Origin of the sequence: Mucilaginibacter gynuensis (genome assembly GCF_039541195.1) — a bacterium.
GTDB lineage: Bacteria > Bacteroidota > Bacteroidia > Sphingobacteriales > Sphingobacteriaceae > Mucilaginibacter > Mucilaginibacter gynuensis.
Genome location: NZ_BAABFT010000038.1, coordinates 1 through 1,578, shown reverse-complemented (window position 1 = coordinate 1,578; position 1,578 = coordinate 1). Strand labels below are relative to the sequence as shown.

The following is a 1,578-nucleotide window of genomic DNA, read 5'->3' as shown; positions in this document are numbered from 1 at the left end:
GTGGCTGTTGCACAACTAACACAATGTTGAAAAGACATTAATAATGAAAGGCGAGGTGTTTCTTATCTTGTAATATGCAAGGGAAGAAAAGCCACCAGGAAAAGTTGTTCATCAGCTTTCAACTGTCCAACCGGGTACCGGGAGACAATTTTTACAGACGCTTAGCACAGGAACTTGATCTGAGGTTTTTATACCGGCTGACAGCGCCATATTATGGGACAGAAGGACAGAAAAGCATAGACCCTGTTGTGTTTTTCAAACTAATGCTGGCAGGCTACCTAGAGAACCTTAACAGCGACCGCCGTATCATCTCGGCTTTCAGCCTTCGTTTGGATATCCTTTACTTTATTGGTTATGATGTGGATGAAGAGCTGCCCTGGCACAGTACATTAAGCCGCACCCGCCAGTTATATGGTGAACATGTGTTTACAGAACTATTCAGAAGGGTGCTAAAGCAATGTTGTGATAAAGGGATGGTATCGGGGCGCAGGCAGGCAGTAGATGGTTTCTTTATCAAAGCGAACGCATCGCTGGATAGCCTTATTGAGAAGGAGATATTAAAAGATGGCGGGCTTTACGGACAAGAGCTAAAAGCTAATGAAGAGCATGATACTGCTATGGTAAAGCCCTTAAAAGATCACGATGACCAGGACGTGATAAAGCCGAAAAACAAACCGTCGAATGATACGCATTACAGCCCATCTGACCCTGATGCAAAGATGTCCGTAAAACCGGGTAAGGCGACCGCGCTGAACTTCCTCGGACAGGTAGCTGTAGATACAACAAGTCATGTCATTACCCATGTACAGGCCGTCACTGCAGACAAACGCGATAGCGAATGCCTGCCTTCGGTTTTAAGGCACGTTAAACACAACCTGCTTGGCAACGGGCTTTTACTAAGCGAGATAATTGCCGACAAAGGTTATAGCAGCGCCGATGCACTGAAAGCCTTGCAGGCAAGTGGCGTAACCGGCTATATACCTAACCGGGGGCAGTTCAATTATCAAAGAGAAGGGTTCATTCACGATCCACTGAAAGATAGTTTCCAGTGTGGGAATGGCAGTTATTTGGTTCATAAACAAACCACCCTTACTGCCGGATATTGGATGAAAGAATACCGTGTTAGCAGAAAGGAGTGTAATACCTGCGCGCTTAAAGATACCTGTTCAGCATATGGTAAGAATATTACAAGGATTGTTGAAACACTGGATAAACCCTATTATGATGTTATGCATATTAGGATGCAGACGCGGAAGGCTAAGCGAATGATGAAAATTCGGCAGGGCGCGGTTGAGCCGGTCATTGGTACACTTGTCAATTATCTGGGGATAAAAAGGGTTAACTCAAAAGGGGTTGAACAGGCAAACAAATGCCTCACCATGGCCGCTATTGCTTATAACATTAAGAAAATGTTAAAAAACAAAGGCAAATACTTAAAGTCTGAACTCAAAGTATTCGCACAGATCTTCTTTACTTTATTTAATAGTATGCACCCATCAACAACGTTTTGAACATTTGGACGGATATTGATAAGTTAATAATAATTGACCTCAACAGCCAATATTGTGCAACAGCCAC

The 1,578-nt window shown here is 43.6% G+C and carries 1 protein-coding gene; it reads left to right on the top strand.

Annotated elements, in window-relative coordinates:
- Window positions 1–74 precede the first annotated feature (74 nt).
- The gene (locus ABD894_RS28065) at window positions 75–1,511 is read left to right on the top strand and encodes an IS1182 family transposase (protein WP_345214422.1); all 1,437 of its coding nucleotides are present in this window, start codon (window positions 75–77) and stop codon (window positions 1,509–1,511) included.
- Window positions 1,512–1,578: the final 67 nt, after the last annotated feature.

Coding starts and splice junctions, on each gene's coding strand:
- ABD894_RS28065 (WP_345214422.1), top strand. CDS start 75: ATGCAAGGGAAGAAAAGCCACCAGGAAAAGTTGTTCATCAGCTTTCAA.